The sequence below is a fragment of the Serpentinimonas barnesii genome (assembly GCF_000696225.1).
Taxonomy (GTDB): Bacteria; Pseudomonadota; Gammaproteobacteria; order Burkholderiales; family Burkholderiaceae_C; genus Serpentinimonas; species Serpentinimonas barnesii.
Genome location: NZ_BAWN01000013.1, coordinates 45,250 through 65,199 on the forward strand (window position 1 = coordinate 45,250; position 19,950 = coordinate 65,199).

The following is a 19,950-nucleotide window of genomic DNA, read 5'->3' on the forward strand; positions in this document are numbered from 1 at the left end:
GAAGCGCCCCTCAGGCCCGCGCATCGCCCCAGCGCAGGGGGAAGCGGTCGTCGCCCACGTAGGTGGCGTGGCCGTGGCGGTCCACGCAGTAGCTGGGCGAGACGATCATGTCTTGGAACAACATGCCCGCGCCGATGCGGGTGTACTCGAACAGCACGCTGCGCTCCACGCGCGCCCCGGCGCGCACGTGGCTGCCGTGGCCGATCCAGGCCGGGCCGATGACCGAACTGCCGGGGTCGAGCCGCACGCTCGAACCCAGATACACCGGGCCTTGGATGTGCACCGCGCTCCAGTCGATGCGGGTGTTGAGCCCCGCCCAGACGCCGGGGCGCACCTCGGTGCCAGGCATGCGCATATCGGCCAGTTCGCCGCGCAGCACGCGCTGCAGCACCGACCAGTAATCGCTCACGCGCCCGATGTCGATCCAGTTAAAGCGCCGCTCCTGGGCGTAAAACGGCAGGTCGCGCTCGACCAGCAGCGGGAACAGTTGGCTGCCGATGTCGAACACCTGGCCACTGGGGATGAGGTCCAGCGCGGCGGGCTCAAAAATGTAGATGCCGGTGCTGGCCTGGGTGGATTTGGCCTCGTGCGGTTGCGGCTTTTCTTGGAAGGACTGCACCCGGCCGTCGGGCCCGGCGACCACGATGCCGTAGTTGCCCACTTGCTCGCGTGGCACGTCCAGCGTGATGACGCTGGCCAGTGCGCCCTGGCGCTGGTGTTGCTCCAGGGCAGCGCCAAAGTCGAGGTCGATCAGCGCGTCGCCGCACAGCACCAGCGTGGTGTCGTCAAAGAAGCCGCTCTGGTCCTGGATGTGGCGCATGCCGCCGGCCGAACCCAGTGGGCGCGGCAGGATGTCGCCGTGGTCGTACACGCCTTCGTAGGAGTAGCCGATCTCCACGCCCCAGCGGTGCCCGTCGCGGAAGTAGTCCTCGATCTTGCGGTGGTTGTAGGCCACGTTGACCATGATCTGGCGCACGCCGTGGCGCGCCAGGTGCTCGATTAGGTACTCCATCACCGGCTTGCCCAGTATGGGCACCATGGGCTTGGGCAGGTCTTTGGTGAGCGGGCGCACGCGCGTGCCCTGCCCGGCGGCGAGAATCATGCCTTTGGCCATATCGTGGTTTCGTGTGGCGGCCGGCGGGTGGGCGCGGCTCTTGCTGGTGGGGTTAAAAAATCAACCCCCGGATGATAAGCCCGCCGCTATGGGTGAAAATGGGTCAGAATGGGCGAAAATGCTCGAATCGCATCTACTCCCCACGCTTGGCAACCGCTGCGGCTGGTGTTGCGCTCGTCTGGCACGGCGCAGGCCGCGCTGAACCCCTTTGGCCCCACCGGACTGATGCCCTTTGTTTATGTTCGTGCGAATTTTTGCGCTGGCCGTTCTGGCCCTGCTGGTGGTTGGCTGCGCCACACCCACCCCACCGCCTGCTGCACCCACCCCGGCCGCTGCGGCTGCGGCCCCTCCCGGCCTGAGTACGCTGCCCTTCGAGGGCGGCCACCTGCTGCTCGACACCCGCAGCCCTGCTTGCACCATCACCTTGCAAGGCCAGATTCACGAAGGCACGGTACGGCGCCTGCACACGGGTTTGCAGCAGTTGCAGGGTGCGCGCTGCAGCAGCCGGCGCCTGTTGCTGGAGGCCACGGCGGGTGAGCTGGGCAGCGCCATCACCATCGGCTCGATGCTGCGCAACCGCCAGTTCGACACCCAGGTGCAGCCCGGCCGCACCTGCGACACACCCTGCCTGCTGGTGTTTGCCGCCGGCACGCAGCGAACGCTGCCGCTGCTGCCGCAACCCGCCCTTTTGGCTTTCACGCCGCTGCCGCCCGACCTCGACTTTGCCCCGCGCACCTGCCACAGCCAGCCCAACGCCGCGCAGCAGCTCACGCTGGCGCGCTACCTCAACGCCATGCTGCCCGAGCCCAGCTCCAGCACCGTGCTGCGCCAGATTCTGGCCGCCGACTGCAACGGCCCGACCCGCATCGGCGCGCAGCAGGCGCTGGCCATGGGGCTGGCCACTGCGACGGCGGCGCGCTGAGGCCGGTTAGCCACACCCCCCTCAATGCGCCTGTTCCCAGTTGGCGCCTAGGCCCACTTCGGCCAGCAACGGCACCTTGAGCTGCGCCACCGAGGCCATCAGTCGCGGAACTTCGCTGCGCAGCCAGTCTTGCTCGGCTTCGGGCAGCTCGAACACCAGTTCGTCGTGTACCTGCATGATCATGCGGCTGGCGCGGCCTTGGGCGTCGAGCGCTTGCTGCACCGCCACCATGCTGAGCTTGATCAGGTCGGCGGCGGTGCCCTGCATCGGGGCGTTGATGGCAGCGCGCTCGGCGCCGGCGCGGCGCGGGCCGTTGGGTGAGTTGATCTCGGGCAGATACAGGCGCCGGCCCAGCACCGTCTCCACGTAGCCGCAGGCCTTGGCCTGGGCGCGGGTGGCGTCCATGTAGCGGCGCACCCCGGCAAAGCGCTCGAAGTAGCGCTCGATGTAGTTGCGCGCCGCCGTGTTGTCGATCCCCAGCGCCTTGGCCAAGCCAAAGCTGCCCATGCCGTAGATCAGGCCAAAGTTGATCGCCTTGGCGGCGCGGCGCTGTTCGCTGCTCACCTGCTCGGGTGCCAGACCAAAGACCTCGGCGGCGGTGGCGCGGTGCACGTCCTGTCCGGTGTGGAAGGCGCGCAGCAGGGCCGGGTCGTCGCTCAGGTGCGCCATGATGCGCAGCTCGATCTGCGAGTAGTCGGCGCTGGCGATCAGGTGCCCGGGCGCGGCCACGAAGGCTTCGCGCACGCGCCGGCCCTCGGGGGTGCGGATGGGGATGTTTTGCAGATTGGGCTCGTTGCTCGACAAGCGCCCGGTCACGGCCACGGCCTGCGCGTAGTGGGTGTGTACGCGCCCGCTGCGCGGGTGTGCCAGCGCGGCGAGCTTGTCGGTGTAGGTGTTTTTGAGCTTGGAGAGCGAGCGGTGCTGCAAAATTTGGGCTGGCAGCGGGTAGTCCAGCGCCAGTTGCTCCAGCACCTCTTCGTCGGTGCTGCGCGCGCCGGTGGCGGTTTTTTTGAGCACCGGCAGGCCAAGGCGGTCGTACAAAATCTCGCCCAACTGCTTGGGGCTGCTGAGGTTGAAGGGCTGACCGGCGCTGGCGTGCGCCTGCTCCTGCAGCGCCACAATGCGCTGGCCCAGCTCGTGGCTCTGGCGCGCCAGCGTGGCGGCGTCGATCAACACGCCGTGGCGCTCGATGCGGTACAACACCTCGGAGCAATCGATTTCGAGCGCATAGACGGCGCGCAATTTCTCATCCGCCTGCAGCCGCGGCCACAGGCGCTGGTGCACTTGGAGCGTGAAATCGCTGTCTTCGCAGGCGTAGCTGCTGGCGCGTTCGATGTCCACTTGGGCAAACGGTATTTGCTGCGCGCCCTTGCCGCACAGCTCGGCGTAGCTGGTGCCGCGCCGGCCCAGATGGCGCTCGGCCAGGCTCTCTAGGCTGTGCGGCAGGTGCGCTTCCAGCACGTAGCTTTGCAGCAGCGTGTCGTGCTCCAGCCCGCGCAGTTCGATTCCGTGGTTGGCGAACACGTGGCGCTCGTATTTGATGTGCTGGCCGAGCTTGGGCGCGGCCGCGTTTTCCAGCCAGGGGCGCAGGCATTCCAGCGCCTGCTGGCGCGGCAGTTGCTCCGGCGCGCCGGGGTAGTCGTGTGCCAGCGGCAAATAGGCTGCCTGGCCCGGCTCCAGGCTCCACGAGAGGCCGACGATTTCGGCGCGCATGGGGTCGAGCCCGGTGGTTTCGCTGTCGAGTGCTGCCAGCGGGGCCGCTTGCAGCCGCTCCAGCCAGGCGTGCAGCGCGGCCCAGGTGAGCACCGTTTCGTACTGGCTGGGTGGGGTGGCGGCGGCGGGTGCGGCATCGGTGCCCTCCACCCCCGCTGTGGCCCTCTGCCCGGCCAGCTCCGCCTCGGCCGACCCGTCGGCGGCGGCGGCGGCAGCGCCTGGCTCAGCAAGCCCCATCGCCCCGGACTGTGCTGCGCTAAGCGGCACCGCTTCCAGCGCACGCGCCAGCGTCTTGAAGCCGTAGCGCTGGTAAAAATCGCGCAGCGCCGCCTGGTCGGGCGCTTGCAGGTGCAGTGCCTGCTGCAGGGGCGCGGCAGGGTCTAGGTGCGCGCTCAAATCGCAATCGGTCTTGATGCTAAGCAACTGGCGCGCCGTGGGCAGCCAATCCAGCGCCTGGCGCAGCTTGGCCCCCACGGCACCGGGCATGTGTTCGGCCTGCGCCACGATGGCGTCGAGCGAGCCGTATTGCTGCAGCCACTTGGCGGCGGTTTTGGGCCCCACTTTCTCCACCCCAGGCACGTTGTCCACCGCGTCGCCCACCAGGCACTGGTAGTCCACCATCTGCTGCGGTGTCACGCCGAATTCGGCCTGCACCCCGGCCACGTCGCGCCGCTTGCCGTTGAGCGTGTCGATGACCGTGATGCGCGGCTGCACCAGTTGGCTCAGGTCTTTGTCGCCGCTGGATATGATCACCTGCATCCCGGCGGCGGCGGCTTGCTGCGCCAGGGTGCCGAGCACGTCGTCGGCCTCGACGCCGGGTACACACAGCACCGGCCAGCCGAGCAGGCGCAGCACCGCGTGGATGGGCTCAATTTGCGCGCGCAAATCGTCGGGCATGGGGCTGCGCTGGGCCTTGTAGGCCGGGTAGAGGGCGTCGCGAAAGGTGGGGCCGGGCGCGTCGAACACGAAGGCCGCGCTCTGGGCCGGGTGCTCGCGCAGCAGCGCCTGCGCCATGTTGATGAGGCCGCGCAGCGCGCCGGTGGCCGGGCTGGTCGGGTCGCCGGGTACGGCGCGCAGATCGGGCATGGCGTGGTAGGCCCGGTACAGGTAGCTGGAGCCATCGACCAGCAGCAGGGTGGGGGCTGGGGTGGGGGGGGCTGCGTTCGGGGGCTGCTGGGCTGCGGTCTGGGCTGCGGCGGTCGGCGCTTCGGCTGGGGCTGCGCTTGGGGGTGGGGCTTGGGGGATCATGCCCGCATTGTGCCGCCTACAATCGCAGCCTATGCAAGCCACCCCGTTTGGCGCCTTGGTTGCGCCCTGCACCCCCCTCTGATCATGGCGGTATTCACCGAAGTCGCCCCCGCCCAAGCCGCTGGCCTGATGCGCCCGCTGGGCTTGGGCGAGCTCATCGAACTGCGCGGTTGCCCGGGCGGGATCGAGAACACCAACTACTTTGCCTCGGTGCGCGCACCCAGCGGCGAGCGCCACGAGTACGTGCTCACGCTGTTCGAGCGTCTGGGCTTTGAGCAACTGCCCTTTTACCTGTACCTGATGCAGCATCTGGCGGCCAAGGGCATCCCGGTGCCCAACCCGGCCCCGGATGCCAGCGGCAACATCCTGCACCGGCTCAATGGCAAACCGGCGGCGGTGGTGAACAAGCTGCGCGGCCACAGCGAACTCAGCCCCCAGCCCAGCCACTGCGCGCAACTGGGCACCCTGCTGGCGCGCATGCACCTGGCGGCGCTGGACTACCCGCGCCAGCAGCCCAATCTGCGCGGCCTGGCGTGGTGGAACGAAACCGCCCCGCTGGTGCTGCCGCACCTAGCCCCCGAGCAGGCCGATTTGCTGCGCAGCGAACTGGCGCTGCAAAACACCCTGGCGCAGCAGGCCCCCTACCAAGCCCTGCCGCGTGGCCCGGTGCACGCCGACCTGTTTCGCGACAACGCCATGTTCGAGGGCGGCGAGCTCACGGGCGTGTTCGATTTCTACTTTGCCGGCTGCGACACCTGGTTGTTCGACCTCGGCGTGTGCCTGAACGACTGGTGCATCGACTTGGCCAGCGGGCAGCCGGATGCGGCGCGCAGCCACGCCCTGCTCGACGCCTACCAGCGCTTGCGCCCCTTCACGCCCGACGAGCAGGCGCTGCTGCCCACGCTGCTGCGCGCCGCCGCGCTGCGCTTTTGGCTCTCGCGCCTGTGGGACTGGTATTTGCCGCGTTCGGCCGCGCTGTTGCAGCCGCACGACCCCACCCACTTCGAGCGCGTGCTGCGCGCCCGGGTGGCCCAGGCATGAGGCTGCACCGCGTACCGGCGCGCACCGGCTGGCTGTGGGTCAAGCTCGGCCTGCGCACATTTTTCAAGCAGCCGCTGGCGCTGGCCGGGGTGTTTTTCGCCTTCATTTTGTTGGTCACGGTGCTCTCTTTGGTGCCGCTGTTGGGGCAGGCGCTGGCGCTGGCGCTGCTGCCGGCGGCCACGCTGGGCCTGATGGCCGCCACGCGCATCGCCGCCGCCGGGCAGTTCCCCATGCCCACGGTGCTGGCCAGCGCCTTTCAGGCCGGGCGCGAGCGTGCGCGCGCCATGCTGGTGCTGGGCACGATCTACGCCGCCGGCTCGCTGCTGATCTTGGGCCTGACGCTGCTGCTCACCGGCGGCGCACCCACGCCCTTGGTCGATCCGGCCAGCGTGCCCGCACCGGGCACCGCCCCCAGCCCCCAAGACCTGATCCTCAACCCCGAGGCCGTCAACCGCATGATGATCGGCGTGCTGCTGCACATCCCGCTCGGGCTGCTGTTCTGGCACGCCCCAGCGCTGGTGCACTGGCATGGGGTGTCGCCGCTCAAAAGCCTGTTTTTCAGCGCGCTGGCCTGCTGGACCAACAAGGCCGCGCTGTTCATCTACTTCGTCGGTTGGGGCGCGGTGTTCTTTGGCGTCTCCTTGCTGCTGGTGCTGCTGGGCGGCTTGGTGGGCGGGCCGCAGTTCATCGGCATGTTGCTGTTTCCGGTGGCGATGCTCATGAGCGCAATCTTTTTCACCTCGCTCTATTTCACCTTCCGCGACAGCTTCGAGACCGACGAAGGGCAGCCCGCGGCCTAGTCAGGCGGGGCTTGCACCGTTGCCCGCCTGTTACAGCGGCGTGAGCTTGGCCACCGCCAGCGCCAGCCATTTGCTGCCGTGGCGCGTAAAGCTCACGTGGGCGCGCGCATCGTCGCCGCGCCCCTCCACCGCCAGCACCTTGCCTTGGCCAAATTTTTGGTGAAACACCGCCATCCCGGCGCGGATGCCGTGTGTGTCGGCTGCGGCTTGGGCGCTGCGCGCCGGTGCCCCGGTGCCAGACAAACCGGGCACCCCCGGCACCTCCGGCACCAAGGCGCTGCGGCCCCAGGCCGGTTGCAAGCCGGCCACCCCACGGGCCAGCCCCACCCCGGCACCCGGTTTGGGGCTGAGCCACTGCAGGCACTGCGGCGGCAGCTCGTCCAGAAAGCGGCTGCGCGGGTGGTAGCGGGTTTGGCCGTGCAACATGCGCGTCTGGGCGTGGCTCAGGTACAGGCGCTGGCGCGCGCGCGTAATGGCCACGTACATCAGCCGCCGCTCCTCCTCCAGCGCCTGCGCGCTGCTGCTGGCGTTGTCGTGCGGGAACAGGCCTTCTTCGAGCCCGGTGATGAACACGGCGTCAAATTCCAGCCCCTTGGCGGCGTGTACGGTCATGAGTTGCACCGCGTCTTGCCCGCTCTGCGCCTGGTTGTCGCCCGCTTCCAGCGCGGCGTGGCTCAAAAAGGCTTGCAGCGGGCTCAGGGTTTCGCCGCTGGGGGGCTCGTCGGGTGGGTTGCTGCTGCCTGCATAGGCCTGGGCCTGGGCCTCGGCCGCAGCCGTTTCGTCCAGCGGCAGCGCCACGGCGTCGCGGCCAAAGCCTTCTAGCATCACAAAGCTCTCGGCGGCGTTGAGCAGCTCCTCTAGGTTTTCTACGCGCTCGCCGGCGTCGCGCTCGGCGCGGTAGTGCGCCAGCAGGCCGCTGTGCTGCAACACCTGCTCCACGATCTGGCGCAGTGCTAGCCCTTGGCAGCGCTCGCGCAGCGCATCGAGCAGGGCCACGAAGGCGCTCAAGCTGGCTCCGGCCCGGCCCGGCACCGCGCTCACCGCATCGTGCAGCGAGCAGCCCGCCGCCTGCGCCGCCGCCTGCAAGGCCTCCACGCTGCGCGCCCCGATGCCACGCGGCGGAAAGTTGAGCACGCGCAGCAGGCTGGTGTCGTCGGCGGGGTTGTCGAGCAGGCGCAAATAGGCCAGCGCGTGCTTGATCTCGGCGCGCTCGAAAAAGCGCAGCCCGCCATAGACCCGGTACGGCAGCCCGGCGTTGAACAGCGCCGTTTCCAGCACCCGGCTCTGCGCGTTGCTGCGGTACAGCAGCGCCACCTGGTGCGCCGGCAAACCATCGCGGCCGGTGAGCTGGCGCACTTCATCGACGATCCAGTTGGCCTCGGCGTAGTCGCTCGGCGCTTCATAGACGCGCAGCGGCTCGCCCGTGCCCTGGTCGGTGCGCAGGTTTTTACCCAATCGGCCCTGGTTGTGCTCGATCAGCCGATTGGCGGCTTCCAGTATGTGCGCCTGGCTGCGGTAGTTTTGCTCCAGCTTGATTTGCTGGCGCACGCCAAACTCGCGCACAAAATCGGCCATATTGCCCACGCGCGCGCCGCGAAAGGCGTAGATGCTCTGGTCGTCGTCGCCCACAGCCAGCACGGCGTTGCCGGCCGGCACGAACTGGTTGCCCTCCATGCGCCCGGCCAGCAGCTTGAGCCAGGCGTATTGCAGGCGGTTGGTGTCTTGGAACTCATCGACCAAGATGTGCTGAAAGCGGCGCTGGTAGTGCTCGCGCACCGGGTCGTGGTCGCGCAGCAGCTCGAAGCTGCGCAGCAGCAGCTCACCAAAATCGAGCACGCCTTCGCGCTGGCACTGCTCCTCGTAGAGGCGGTAAAACTCGATCTTGTGGCGCTGCTCGGCGTCGCGCGCGGGCACCTGGTGCGCGCGCTGGCCCTCCTCTTTGCAGGCGTTGATGAACCACTGCAATTCCTTGGGCTTGAAGCGCTCCTCATCCAGCGCGAGCTGCTTGTGCAGCCGCTTGATGGCGCTGAGCTGGTCTTGCATGTCCAGAATCTGAAACGTGGCGGGCAAGTTGAGCAGCTTGCAGTGGGCGCGCAACATGCGGTGGCACAGGCCATGAAAGGTGCCGATCCACATCCCGCGCACGTTCAGCGGCAGCAGCGCCGCCAGCCGCGTGAGCATCTCTTTGGCGGCCTTGTTGGTAAAGGTCACGGCCAGCACCCCGGCCGGGCTCACTTGCCCGGTGCTCAGCAGCCAGGCGATGCGGGTGGTGAGCACGCGCGTTTTGCCGGAACCGGCTCCGGCCAGAATCAGCGCCGGTTCGGGCCCGAGCGTGACGGCGGCCAGTTGCTCGGGGTTGAGGGCTTGCAGCAGCGGCGACGGTTGGTCCAGGGCTGAGGTGGGGATGGGGCTGTGGGCCGGACTGGGGGCGGATTCGGGCGCAAAACGGTGGGTCATGGGCCGATTATCGGCTGGCGCCCAACCGCTGGCACCTTGGCCACTTGTCTCGGGTTTTATCAGCCTTGGCCCACTCGCCTTACTGCACCGGCGGCGCTTCGAGCACAATTTCCACGCGCCGGTTCTGCGCCCGCCCGGGCGCGGTGGCGTTGTCGGCCAGTGGCTTGGTGTCGGCCACGCCGGTGGCGCGCAGCCGCATCGGGTTCACGCCGCGTGTCTCGAGGTGGCGCACCACCGCACCGGCGCGGCCCGCCGCCAGCTCCCAGTTGGAAGGAAAGCGCGCGGTGGCGATGGGCACGTTGTCGGTATGCCCTTCGACCACGATGGTGTGGCCCATGGCCTGGTTGAGCACCGGCAGCAGCTCGTCGATCACGCGCTGGCCGGCCGGGGTGAGTGCGGCCTGGCCGGGTGCAAACAACAGTTCGCTGCTGATGCGAAAACGCGTGACGCCCCGGGCTTCGGTCACGACTTCCACGTTTTGCCCCAGATCACCCACGTTGAGCGCAGGCGGCGCGGGCGGCACCGGGGCGGCGCGGACATCAACCGGGTCGCCCTCGACCCGCGCCGGCGCCGTGGCCGGGTGCGGCAGCGGCACCGGCGGCAAAATGGTGGTGCCGGCGTCGGCTGCGGCCTGCACCTGCGGGTGCAGCCGGTCGAGCGCGATCTCGCGCCGCTCGCCGCGAAAGGCCTCGCTCACCGGCTCGGAAAAAGCCAGCATCACCACCAGCATCGCCAGCAGCAGCGTCATCATGTCGAGGTAGGTGATCAGCCAGGCTTCCTCCTCTTGCACCGGCACCGGGTCCACGTGCCAGCGCTCGAAGCGGCCACCGTGCAGCGCGCTGATGGGGCGGTTGGGGCCCGTGCTGTCGTCTGTGGCCGCCGCCTGAGCGCTGGTCGTGTTGGCCGCCGAGCCGGGCCCGGGGGGCATGCGGGCCAGCATGGTCTCGAGCAGCGTGGGGCTCATGGACGTCCAGCAGGCTTGGCTTCGGCTTTGCTGGACCGATTGGCTTTGCGCACGCCCAAGCTCCACCAGCCGCCCGATTGAGGCGTTGCCTGCGGCCCGTCAAAAATCTCGTCTTCGTGGTGCGCGGCAAAGGACTTGAGCGTTTCGCGCATCAGCGACGGGCTGCGCCGTGCCGTCATCATGGCGATGCCCTGCATCACCATGTTCATCAGCACCACGCGCTGCTCGGTGCGGCGCTCGAGCTTGACCGCCACCGGCTTGAAGATCAGGTTGGCGAGCAAGATGCCGTAAAAAGTGGTCATCAGGGCCACCGCCAGATGGCCGCCGATCACCAGCATGTCGCCGGTGCCCAAAATGTCCATCATGTTGACCAGCCCGACCAGGGTGCCGATCATGCCAAAGGCCGGCGCGTAGCTGGCCATGACGCGAAACAACTGCGCCTCGGCCGCCTCTTTGGCGCGCAGGCGCGAGATGCGCCATTGCATCAAATCCAAGATGTCGGCTTCGGGGGTGCGCTCGATCACCAGTTGCACCCCGGTGCGCAAGAAGGGGTTGTTGACGTTTTTCAGGGCGCGCTCGACCGCTGCCAGGTCGTCGCGTATCCACAGGCGCGAGACATCGACCAGCTCGTCGATGGCGCTCTGGGTGTAGAGCCGCTCATTGCGGATCACGGTGCCAAAAAGCTTGAACACCCGCAGCACCTCGCGCAGCGGGTAGCTCATGAAGGTGGCGGCCAAGGTGCCAAAGAGCACAATCCCCAAGCCCGGCAAGTCGATGAACAGCAGCGGGTCTTCGGCCGCAAAAATCATGACGGTGACCAGCAGCAAGACGCTGGCCACCATCCCGATCAGGGTGGAGGGATTCATCTGGTAGGGCTCCTGGCGACGGGCGCACGCGCGCCGCTCTGTGGCGCGATTGTGCCGCATCGACGGCCGCCGCCGCAAGCCGCCTTGCCACTCACTCGCTCACTCGCCCCCCTACGGCGCGCAGGGCCGTGCGAGGGACGATGAGCAGGCTGACCCGCTTAGCGGCTGGGGCGGCCTTTGCCGGCAAAAGGCTTGGGGCCGCCTTGGGGGCGCTCGCGCTTGTCACCCCAGGCGGGGCGGTCACCGCCATGCGCCGGACGATCACCATAGGCGGGACGGTCGCCGCCGTAGGCCGGGCGGTCGCCGTAGCCTTGGCGCGCTGGGGCCGCAGGTTTGCCAAAGCCGTGGCGCGGCCCCTCGCCGGGGGTGCGCGGGGGGTGGTGCGGCTGGTGCTGCGTCGGCCGGGCACCAAAACCACCTTCACGCGGGCCGCTGTAAGAGCCGCCGGGGCGGGCACCGCGCCCAGCCGGTGGGCGGCCACCGGGGCCACGGCGGGGCTCGCTGCGGCTTTCGTAGAGTTGCTTGCGCGGCTCCATGCCGACAATGGTGTGGGTGTCGATCACTTGCTGGCTAAAGGCTTCGATATCGCCAATTTTGCGGCGGTCGCGCATTTCGGCCATCGTCACCGCCATCCCTTGGCGCCCAGCGCGGCCGGTGCGGCCGATGCGGTGCGTGTAGTCCTCGGCCTTCATCGGCAGCCCGTAGTTGAACACGTGCGTGATGCTGGGCACGTCGATGCCGCGCGCGGCCACGTCGGTGGCCACCAAAATCTGCACCTGGCCGCTGCGCAGCGCCATCAGGCGCCGGTTGCGCAAGCCCTGGCTAAGCGCCCCGTGCAGCGCCACGGCGGCAAAACCGGCCTGCTGCAAATCAGCCGCCAAGGCGTCGCACTCGATCTGGGTGCTGGAAAAAACGATGGCCTGCCCGATGGAGGCGTCGCGCAGCCAGTGGTCCAGCAACTGGCGCTTGTGCTCCGGGCTGTCGCACCAGTACAGGCGCTGCTCGATGTTGACGTGCCGGTCTTGCGGGGTGTCGATCTGCACCCGCTGCGGCTCGCGCATGACGCGCGTGGCCAGCGCCTGGATGCGCGGCGCAAAGGTGGCGCTGAACATCATGGTCTGGCGCCGGGCCGCGGTGAGGCGGTTGACTTCGGCCAGGTCGTCGGCAAAGCCGAGGTCGAGCATGCGGTCGGCCTCATCGACCACCAAAAACTGCACCTGATCGAGCACCAGTTGGCCGCTGCGCTGCAAGTCGAGCAGGCGGCCCGGCGTGGCCACCACGAGGTTGGCGTTTTGCAGCTTGGCGATCTGCATTTGGTAGGGCATGCCGCCGACCACGTTGGCAATGCGCAGGCCACGGCAGTGCTGCACCAGGTCGATGGCGTCGTTGGCGACTTGCTGCGCCAGTTCGCGCGTGGGGCACAGCACCAGCGCACCGGGCACGGTGGGCTTGAAGTGGCGCGCCAGCAGCGGGTTTTGGCGCTTGGCGCGCTTGGGGGCGGGCTGGCCAGCGGCAGCGGCTTCGGCTTGTTGGCGCTCCCAATCGGCGCGCTCGGCGGCCTCTTGCTGCTCCATCTGCACCAGCAGGGTGTGCAACACGGGCAGCAGGAAGGCGGCGGTTTTGCCGCTGCCGGTCTGGCTCGATACCATCAGGTCGGTGAAAGCCTGGGCGCCCGAGCGGCCCGTGCCTTCGGCCTGCATGGCTTTGGGAATCACGGCTTGCTGCACCAGCGTGGGCTGGGTGAAACCGAGGTCGGCCACGGCGTTGAGCAGCGGCTGGGCCAGGCCCAAGGCAGCAAAAGCCGAGGGGGCGGCAGGGGTGGCCACGGGGGTGGCCGCAACCACGGGCGTGGCGGCAGGGATGGCTACGTCGGTAGCCTCAGGGGTGCAGGTGATATCAGTCATGTCGTTCGTCCATGCGCACAAGTGGCGCAAAGGAACAAAACGGAGGCTCGCCCAGCCCAGAGTGGCTGTGCGGATACGCCCGATTCGTTCGTGGTGAAAAAACACATCGACCACAAACAAATCGACCTGGGCGCTGTTCTTCCCCCTAGGGGGCAGTGCAACCAGGCTGGGGTTGGATGGGGGTTTTTTGCAGCCGCGCCCTATAAGCCCAGCTGCCCCCCAAGAAACCACCCCCAAAAAAGCGTGAGGCAGATGCAAGGTCCTCGCTGTTTTTTCAGCGAAGCCTTCGATTATGGCGCATTTACGCGCGGCGTGCAAATTTATTTTTACCGGGCATGCCTGCTCCGCCGAACCGCCTCAGCGCGCTTCAATGCCCAGCAACGGGCCTTGCGGAGAGCTCGATCCCGAGCGCCTTCATCACAGCCAGCGTGGAGCGCAGCGTCGGGTTGCCGTGGGCGCTGAAGGATCGATAAAGCTGTTCGCGCGACAGGCCGGTCTGGTTGGCAATCTGCGTCATGCCCTTGGCTCGGGCGACGACGCCCAGCGCATGAGAAATGTAGGCCGGATCTTGGGTTTGGAGCGCCGCGGCCATGAAGTCGGCGATGGCCTGATCGGAAGCCAAATCCTCGGCTGGGTCGTAGGGGCTTAGTTTTTCGCTCATGCTCATTCACTCCATTGCTCTGCCAAGCGCAGCGCGCTAGCAATGTCTCGCGCCTGCGAGGTTTTGTCACCACCACACAACAAAACGATGATCTGATTGCCGCGCCGCTGAAAATACACCCGGTAGCCGGGGCCATAGTGGATGCGGAGTTCACTCACCCCTTGGCCTACCGGCTCGGCATCGCCCATATGACCAAATGCCAAGCGGTCTAGCCGCGCCGCGATGGCCGCGCGAGCGCGCCCATCCTTGAGTCTAGAACGCCACTTGCGAAAGGCTTCGGTTTGCAGCAACTCAAACATGCTTGGATTGTAGTCTAAAGACTACATCATCGCAACACCAATTCAAGGCGACCCCGCAGCCCCACTGGCCCTTCAGCGCAGCAAATGCTGCCGGTAGTGCTCCAGCTCGTCGATGGACTCGTGCACGTCGGCCAGGGCGGTGTGGCGCTGCTGTTTTTTGAAGGCGGCATAGACCTCGGGGCGCCAGCGCTTGGCCAGCTCCTTGAGCGTGCTCACGTCCAGGTTGCGGTAGTGGAAGTAGTCTTCCAGCTTGGGCATGTATTTGAGCAAAAAGCGCCGGTCTTGGCCGATGGTGTTGCCGCACATGGGCGAGCCGCCCTTGGGCACGTAGCGGCGGATGAAGGCCAGCAGCTCGGCCTCGGCATCGGCCTCGCTCAGGCGGCTGGCGCGCACCTTGTCGAGCAGACCGCTTTTGCCGTGCGTGCCTTTGTTCCAGTTGTCCATGGCCGCCAGCAGCGCCTCACTCTGCTGCAGCACCAGCACCGGGCCGTCGATGCGCGGGCTCAAATGCGGCCCGGTGATGACCACGGCAATCTCGAGCAGGCGCTCTTTGTCCGGGTCGAGCCCGCTCATCTCGCAGTCGATCCAGACCAGGTTTTGGTCGCTGTGGTGCAGTTCGGCCGCATCGGCCAAGGGTGGGACGGGGTGTTGCATGGGCTGCATTCTCGCCGATTCGCCCCCAGCCCCTGCAGCCTGGACCGGCGACTCCTATACTTGCAGCTTATGAATTCATACGCTGCTTTTGCCCCGGCCTTGTGGACGGCCGTGTTTTGCCTGCTGCTGGCCGCGGGCTTGCTGACCCGGCTCTGGCTGGCCGGGCGCCAGATGCGCCACGTGGCGCAACACCGCGCCGCCGTGCCGGCACCCTTTGCCGAGCGCATCGGGCTGGCGGCGCACCAGAAAGCGGCCGACTACACCATCGCCAAAACCCGCTTGGGGCTGATCGAAACCAGCTTCGGGGCGGCGCTGCTGGTGGGCTGGACGCTGCTGGGGGGCCTGAATGCCCTCAACCAGGGCTTGCTGGCGTGGTTCGGGCCGGGCTTGCTGCAACAGGTGGCGCTGCTGGCGGCCTTTACCGCGCTGGGGGCGCTGCTGGAGCTGCCGCTGTCGTGGTACCGCACCTTCGTGCTCGAACAAAGGCACGGCTTCAACCGCATGACCCCGCGCCTGTGGCTCAGCGACGGCCTCAAGGGCGCCGCCGTGGGGGCTGTGATCGGGTTGCCCGTGGTGGCCTTGCTGCTGTGGCTGATGCAGGCCGCCGGCCCCCTGTGGTGGTTGTGGGCGTGGGGGCTGTGGATGGCCTTCAACCTGCTGCTGCTGGTGTTGTACCCAAGCCTGATCGCGCCGCTGTTCAACCGCTTCGAGCCGCTGCAAGACCCGGCCCTGAAAACGCGCATCGAAGCCCTGTTGGCGCGCTGCGGCTTTCAGGCCAAGGGCTTGTTCGTGATGGACGGCAGCAAGCGCAGCGCGCACGCCAACGCCTATTTCACCGGCTTTGGGCCGGCTAAGCGGGTGGTGTTCTTCGACACCTTGTTGCAGCAGCTGGCGCCAGGCGAGCTCGACGCCGTGTTGGCGCACGAGCTGGGGCACTTCAAGCGCCGCCACATCCTCAAGCGCATCGCGCTGATGGCGCTGCTGAGCTTGGGCGCTTTGGCGCTGCTGGGCTGGCTGGTGCAGCAAGTCTGGTTCTACACCGGCTTGGGCGTGACCCCCAACCTGATGCAGCCCAACGGGGCCCTGGCCCTGATCCTGTTTTTGCTGGTAACCCCGCTGGTCGGCTTTTTTGCTTCGCCGTGGATGAGCGCGCTGTCGCGCCGGCAAGAGTTCGAGGCCGACGCCTTTGCGGTTGCGCACGCCGACCCGCGCGACCTCGCCAGCGCCCTGCTCAAGCTCTATAAAGACAACGCCAGCACCCTCACGCCCGACCCGCTGTACGTGCGCTTTTACTACTCGCACCCGCCCGCCGGCGAGCGCTTGGCGCGCTTGGGCGCATGATGCCTACCCAGTGCCCCGATGCCACTGGTTCGGGGCTGGCTGAGCGCCTGGGTTTGGTGGTCGGCACCCACGGCCGCCACTGCTGGGTCGAGACCGACGACGGCCAGCGCCTGCTGTGCCACCCGCGTGGCAAAAAAGACGCCCCCTTGGTGGGCGACCGGGTCTGCTGGCAACCCAGCGGCGACGGTGGCACGATCATGCGCACGCTGGAGCGGCGCAATCTGTTCTACCGCCAAGACGAACTGCGCACCAAGTCTTTTGCTGCCAACATCGACTTGTTGCTGGTGCTGCTGGCGGCCGACCCGGTGTTCTCGGAAAGCCAGCTCAACCGCGCCCTGGTGGCCGCCCGCGCCGCCGACATCGAGGCGCTGGTGGTGCTCAACAAGCAAGACTTGGGCCCGGCTTTCGACAGCGCCTGGGAGCGCCTGGCCCCCTATCGCGCCTTTGGGCAAACCGTGCTGCCACTGTGCCTTAATGCGCCAAGCAGCGCAGCGGGCGCGCCGGCAGACTGTAGCGACGGCGGCCTCGAGGCCCTGCACCAGCGCCTACAAGGGCGTGCGACGCTGGTGCTGGGCCCTTCGGGCACCGGCAAAAGCACCTTGGTCAACCGGCTCGTGCCCACGGCCTTGGCTGCCACTGGAGCGGTCTCGCGCGCGCTCAATTCGGGCCGCCACACCACCACCAGCAGCACCTGGTATTGGCTCGATGCGCAGCGCCGCTCGGCGCTGATCGACTCACCCGGCTTTCAGGAGTTTGGCCTGCGCCACCTCGAGCCCCCGCAACTGGCGCACCTGATGCCCGACCTCGACGCCCATTGCGGGCAGTGCCGCTTCTACAACTGCACCCATCTGCATGAACCGGGTTGCGCGGTGCGGGCCGCCGTGGGTGCGGGCATCAACGAGCAGCGCTACCGGCTCTACGTCGATCTGCACCGCGAACTCAGCGTGGCGGCGCGCTACTAGCCAAGCCCCCCGGAAACCTCACCAAACGCGCGCCAGCAGCGCCAGCGCCAGCAGCAGCAGCCACAGCAACACCCCGCGCCAAACCAGCCCCACCATGGTGGCCAGATGGGCCAACTGGGGCACGCGGGCGTCGGACTCGTTCCAGCCCAACTCGGGCGAGTACAGGGGTTCACCCAAGGGCGGGCCGCTGCCTAGGCGCACATTCATGGCCCCCGCACTGGCGGCCAGCAACAAGCCGTCGTTGCCCTTGGTCAGGGTGCCCTCTTGGCGCCAGTTGGCCAGCGCTTCCTCAAAATTGCCCACCACCGCAAAAGCCAGCGCCGTGGCGCGCACCGGCACGTAATCGACCACGCACCAGCCACGCCGCGCTGCGGCGGCAGAGGCATCCTCGGCTGCGACCGTGGTGCGCACCGACCAATGGCGCGCCACGTGCAAGGCCATGCGGTACAACACCGCTCCGGCCGGCCCCAAACCCATCGCCGCAAACACCACAAACGCCACCATCACCCCAAACACATGCCGGTGCGCGGCCAGCACCGAATGCTCGATCACGTGCCGCAGCAACTCCTGCTGCGGCAACTCGGCTACCTCCACCCCTTGCCAGCGCGCCAGCTCGGCCCGCGCCGCCGCCTCATCGCCCGACTCCAGCGCCACCCGGATGGAGGTGAAGTGGTGGCTGAACTGCCTAAAGCCCAGCGTGAGGTAGAGCACCAGCGCCGCCCACGCAAAACCGAGCAGACCGTGCACCCAGTTGAGCAAGCCGTAGATCAACAGCGCGAGCACGGTGGGCAGCAGCACCGCCAGCGCCCAAGCCAGCCAGCCATGCTGCCACTGCCCGGCATCGAGCCAGCGGCGCGCAGCGGCCGCCCAAGCGCGCAGCGCAGCGTGGGCCGGGTTGTCGTCGGGCAAGGGGCGCGCCTGTTCGAGCACCAAAGCCAAAATGAGGGCGAACAAGGTCATGGGGTCGCATCATAACCAGCGCCAGCGGTTTCAGCCAACCCAGCGCGGGCTGCCCTGCACCGGCTCTGGGGCGCACTCGCCGCCAGAGCGCCGGGGCTCAGGCGCTCAACAGCCGGTACAGGTTGCGCAGCATGGCCGCCGTGGCGCCCCAGATGTAGCACTCCCGCGTGCCGTCGTGCCAAGGCATGGAAAACCACTGCCGGTGGCTGCCTTGCCAGAGCAACTCGTGGCGGCGGTGGTGGGCCGGGTTCATCAAATAAACCAGCGGCACTTCAAACACGGCCGCCACCTCGCGCGGATTGGGTTGCAAGCGCTGGCTGGCCTGCACCAGCGCCAACACCGGCGTGACGATGAAGCCGCTGCCGGTGGTGTAGGCGGGCAATTGACCGAGCACCTCGACCGCGTGCTGCGGCAGCCCGATCTCTTCTTGCGCTTCGCGCAAGGCGGCGGCTTGGGCGTCGGCATCGGTGGCGTCGACCTTGCCCCCAGGAAAAGCGATTTGGCCGGGGTGATCGGGCAAGGCAAGGCTGCGCTCGGTGAGCAAGAGCGTGGGCTGCGGCCCGGCGCGCACCGCCATCAACACCGCCGCCGGACTGGGCACGCGGTCGACGAAGCGGGGCTCGTGGCGCAACTCGGGCTGCCAGACCGGGGGGCTTGCAAAGCGCTGGCGCAGCGCCATGGGCTGGCACTGCGCCAGCGCCACGGCGGGCAAATGGCTGTCGGTGCCGAGCACGGGCACTTGGGTGGGATCAAACATAGCTGGCCGGGGGGCTGCCGCGCATGCCGCACCACACACACCCGCCTTGAAGTTAAGATGAGCCCTATTGTGCAGGTTTGGAAACCGCAACACGCAGGAGGGCGGCATGGGTGGCGCATGGTCAGCGGGCGCATCGTGGAAAGCCAGATTCGGCAAGGCGCCTAGCAAATGGGCCTTGACGGCTTTGTGCGCCGTTGTGTTGGCGCTGGCCTCGGCTCAGGCCCATGCGGTCGAGGCGAACCGGGCTGCACCGGCCGACCTCGATGCCATCAAGGGCATAGGCCCGGTGATGGTCGAGCGCATCGTGGCGGCGCGCCAGCAGCGCCCTTTTGCCGACTGGCGCGATTTTTCCAGCCGCGTGCGCGGCGTGGGCCCCGCCACCGCGACCCGCCTGTCGGCCAACGGCTTGACCGTCAACGGCAGGCGCTTGGGCCAAGAACCCCCGCCCACCCCCATCCAGTGGCAGCCCATGGTGCCACGCCCGCTGGAGCCGGCGCACTCACCCGGCCCCGCACCCAAAGCCCACAACTGACCGGCACAAGCCCTCCAGTATTTCCTCAAGTCGGCGCCCAATCCAACGATATAAAAGGCATGACCCGCGGATCGCCAAAACGTGCCGCCACCCTTCGACCCACCCACCCACCATGGCCATCCACCTGCTCGACTACTATCAGGCGATCGAAAGAACCAGCCAAGCGATGCTCGATGCGGCACAGACGCAAGACTGGGACGAGATGGTGCGCCTCGAAAGCGCCTGCGCCGTGTTGATCGCGCGCTTGCGCGAACTCGGCAGCGAGACCCCCCTGACACCCGAAGAGCGCGCGCGCAAGCAGCGCATCATGCTCACCCTGCTGCGCCACGATGCGCAAATCCGAGAATTGGTGGAACCTTGGGTGGATGAGTTGGGCACCGTCTTGCACCCGCCGCAGTCGCGGCTGCTGCACTAGTCTCAAACCTGCATATTCATCACATCGGTGTAAGCCTGCATCATGCGGTTGCGCACATGCAGCGCGGCCTGAAAGCCGATTTGGGCCTTTTGCATGGCCAACATGGTTTGCTCTAGGCTGACATTGGGGTTGCCGATCTGGAACTCGGTCTGCAACTGCGTGGCCCGGTTTTGTGCCGCGCTGACGTTGTGCAGCGCGGTTTTGAAGGCCTGCCCAAAACCACTGGCACCGGCAACCTCAGCCGCGCCCCCGGCCTCGAGGGAGGGTGGACGCGTTGGCGCGCGCACTGCGCCCGCAGTGACGGTCGTGGGGGGGGTAAGGCGCAATTCCATGGCAGTAT

General features: G+C 67.7%; 19 protein-coding genes. 7 read left to right on the forward strand and 12 right to left on the reverse strand.

The window, feature by feature from the left end; all coding sequences use genetic code 11:
• Positions 1-10: 10 nt before the first annotated feature.
• A complete protein-coding gene (locus tag SRAH_RS04120) occupies positions 11-1,102 on the reverse strand; it encodes a nucleotidyltransferase family protein (protein ID WP_197537849.1) in 1,092 nt (363 codons plus the stop codon).
• A gap of 250 nt (positions 1,103-1,352) precedes the next feature.
• Between SRAH_RS04120 and SRAH_RS04125 the strand changes: the two genes are divergently transcribed.
• A complete protein-coding gene (locus tag SRAH_RS04125; protein WP_029462088.1) occupies positions 1,353-2,036 on the forward strand; it encodes a hypothetical protein in 684 nt (227 codons plus the stop codon).
• 21 nt (positions 2,037-2,057) lie between these two features.
• On the opposite strand, the gene polA is transcribed toward SRAH_RS04125, so the two are convergent.
• Positions 2,058-4,997, reverse strand: a complete 2,940-nt coding sequence (gene polA, locus SRAH_RS04130; RefSeq protein ID WP_082210060.1) for a DNA polymerase I — start codon at positions 4,995-4,997, stop codon at positions 2,058-2,060.
• A gap of 84 nt (positions 4,998-5,081) precedes the next feature.
• On the opposite strand from polA, the gene SRAH_RS04135 reads away from it, so the two are divergent.
• Both SRAH_RS04135 and SRAH_RS04140 read left to right on the forward strand, forming a co-directional pair.
• Positions 5,082-6,038 carry a homoserine kinase gene (locus SRAH_RS04135; protein WP_029462090.1) on the forward strand — a complete coding sequence of 319 codons (957 nt, stop codon included), beginning with the start codon at positions 5,082-5,084 and terminating at the stop codon, positions 6,036-6,038.
• Entirely contained in the window at positions 6,035-6,838 is an 804-nt protein-coding gene (locus tag SRAH_RS04140; RefSeq protein WP_029462091.1) for a BPSS1780 family membrane protein, read from the forward strand. Before SRAH_RS04135 ends, SRAH_RS04140 begins: the two co-directional genes overlap by 4 nt.
• A gap of 30 nt (positions 6,839-6,868) precedes the next feature.
• Here the strand turns inward: SRAH_RS04140 and SRAH_RS04145 are convergent, their stop codons facing one another.
• The 7 genes from SRAH_RS04145 to orn all read right to left on the reverse strand — a co-directional run bounded on the left by SRAH_RS04145 (position 6,869) and on the right by orn (position 14,643).
• The gene (locus SRAH_RS04145; RefSeq protein WP_082210061.1) at positions 6,869-9,295 is read right to left on the reverse strand and encodes a UvrD-helicase domain-containing protein; all 2,427 of its coding nucleotides are present in this window, start codon (positions 9,293-9,295) and stop codon (positions 6,869-6,871) included.
• A gap of 79 nt (positions 9,296-9,374) precedes the next feature.
• A complete protein-coding gene (locus tag SRAH_RS04150) occupies positions 9,375-10,259 on the reverse strand; it encodes an OmpA/MotB family protein (RefSeq protein WP_052369082.1) in 885 nt (294 codons plus the stop codon).
• Positions 10,256-11,125 (reverse strand): motility protein A, encoded by an 870-nt coding sequence (locus SRAH_RS04155; RefSeq protein WP_082210069.1) that lies wholly within the window; start codon positions 11,123-11,125, stop codon positions 10,256-10,258. Before SRAH_RS04155 ends, SRAH_RS04150 begins: the two co-directional genes overlap by 4 nt.
• 158 nt (positions 11,126-11,283) lie before the next feature.
• Positions 11,284-13,029, reverse strand: coding sequence for a DEAD/DEAH box helicase (locus SRAH_RS04160; protein WP_082210062.1), 1,746 nt, complete (start codon positions 13,027-13,029; stop codon positions 11,284-11,286).
• A gap of 367 nt (positions 13,030-13,396) precedes the next feature.
• On the reverse strand, positions 13,397-13,690 hold the full coding sequence (locus SRAH_RS04165) for an addiction module antidote protein (RefSeq protein ID WP_029462096.1): 294 nt from the start codon (positions 13,688-13,690) through the stop codon (positions 13,397-13,399).
• Positions 13,691-13,692: 2 nt separating this feature from the next.
• Positions 13,693-13,989: a type II toxin-antitoxin system RelE/ParE family toxin gene (locus SRAH_RS04170; RefSeq protein ID WP_029462097.1), complete on the reverse strand. Its 297-nt coding sequence runs from the start codon at positions 13,987-13,989 to the stop codon at positions 13,693-13,695.
• Between the two features lie 72 nt (positions 13,990-14,061).
• Complete coding sequence (gene orn, locus SRAH_RS04175; RefSeq protein ID WP_045476199.1) at positions 14,062-14,643, reverse strand: oligoribonuclease; 582 nt, start codon at positions 14,641-14,643, stop codon at positions 14,062-14,064.
• 69 nt (positions 14,644-14,712) lie between these two features.
• On the opposite strand from orn, the gene SRAH_RS04180 reads away from it, so the two are divergent.
• Positions 14,713-15,984: a M48 family metallopeptidase gene (locus tag SRAH_RS04180; RefSeq protein ID WP_029462099.1), complete on the forward strand. Its 1,272-nt coding sequence runs from the start codon at positions 14,713-14,715 to the stop codon at positions 15,982-15,984.
• Positions 15,981-16,946 carry a ribosome small subunit-dependent GTPase A gene (rsgA, locus tag SRAH_RS04185; protein ID WP_171816027.1) on the forward strand — a complete coding sequence of 322 codons (966 nt, stop codon included), beginning with the start codon at positions 15,981-15,983 and terminating at the stop codon, positions 16,944-16,946. The genes SRAH_RS04180 and rsgA overlap by 4 nt, the downstream gene beginning before the upstream one ends.
• A gap of 18 nt (positions 16,947-16,964) precedes the next feature.
• On the opposite strand, the gene SRAH_RS04190 is transcribed toward rsgA, so the two are convergent.
• Entirely contained in the window at positions 16,965-17,906 is a 942-nt protein-coding gene (locus SRAH_RS04190) for a CobD/CbiB family protein (protein WP_029462101.1), read from the reverse strand.
• A gap of 97 nt (positions 17,907-18,003) precedes the next feature.
• The gene (locus tag SRAH_RS04195; protein ID WP_029462102.1) at positions 18,004-18,663 is read right to left on the reverse strand and encodes a CoA pyrophosphatase; all 660 of its coding nucleotides are present in this window, start codon (positions 18,661-18,663) and stop codon (positions 18,004-18,006) included.
• 175 nt (positions 18,664-18,838) lie between these two features.
• On the opposite strand from SRAH_RS04195, the gene SRAH_RS04200 reads away from it, so the two are divergent.
• Together SRAH_RS04200 and SRAH_RS04205 are read left to right on the forward strand one after the other, a co-directional pair.
• Positions 18,839-19,195 (forward strand): ComEA family DNA-binding protein, encoded by a 357-nt coding sequence (locus SRAH_RS04200; protein ID WP_232840984.1) that lies wholly within the window; start codon positions 18,839-18,841, stop codon positions 19,193-19,195.
• Positions 19,196-19,307: 112 nt separating this feature from the next.
• Positions 19,308-19,610, forward strand: a complete 303-nt coding sequence (locus SRAH_RS04205; RefSeq protein WP_029462104.1) for a flagellar protein FliT — start codon at positions 19,308-19,310, stop codon at positions 19,608-19,610.
• A gap of 2 nt (positions 19,611-19,612) precedes the next feature.
• On the opposite strand, the gene fliE is transcribed toward SRAH_RS04205, so the two are convergent.
• Positions 19,613-19,942 carry a flagellar hook-basal body complex protein FliE gene (fliE, locus tag SRAH_RS04210; protein ID WP_029462105.1) on the reverse strand — a complete coding sequence of 110 codons (330 nt, stop codon included), beginning with the start codon at positions 19,940-19,942 and terminating at the stop codon, positions 19,613-19,615.
• Positions 19,943-19,950: the final 8 nt, after the last annotated feature.